Genomic DNA, 401 nt, shown 5'->3' with positions numbered 1-401 from the left:
GTTAATCCGCCAATTGAAGTACAAGCAACCGTAATTAACGGCGAATACGTAACAGATCCAATTGATGCAAGCGCACTAAACGATGGCACATTAACAGCCACCGCAACAGCGTCTGATTTAGCTGGCAACCCGGTAACAGCACAAGATACGGTTGAGCTTGATAATACCGCAGCCATTACCACCAGTATTGATAAAACAGCCGACTCAGTTATTAACGGTAACGGCGAAAGTGCCGCAATAGTAGTGCGCGGTACGGTTACTGACGTTGAAGACGGTCAAACAGTTACTGTAACAATCAGCGACGGCGTTAACCCGCCAATTGAAGTACAAGCAACCGTAATTAATGGCGAATATGTAACAGATCCAATTGATGCAAGCGCATTGAACGACGGCACATTAAC

Annotated in this window: 1 protein-coding gene; it reads left to right on the top strand. The window is 45.9% G+C overall.

All coding sequences use genetic code 11. The features are described from left to right. On the top strand, positions 1-401 hold a 401-nt coding region (locus tag GQR56_RS19975), incomplete at both ends, for a hypothetical protein (protein ID WP_206018230.1).

Source organism: Pseudoalteromonas sp. Z9A5, from assembly GCF_011378875.1.
GTDB lineage: Bacteria > Pseudomonadota > Gammaproteobacteria > Enterobacterales > Alteromonadaceae > Pseudoalteromonas.
Note: the sequence above shows the minus strand (reverse complement) of the source record. Positions and strands in the feature narration are given on the sequence as shown.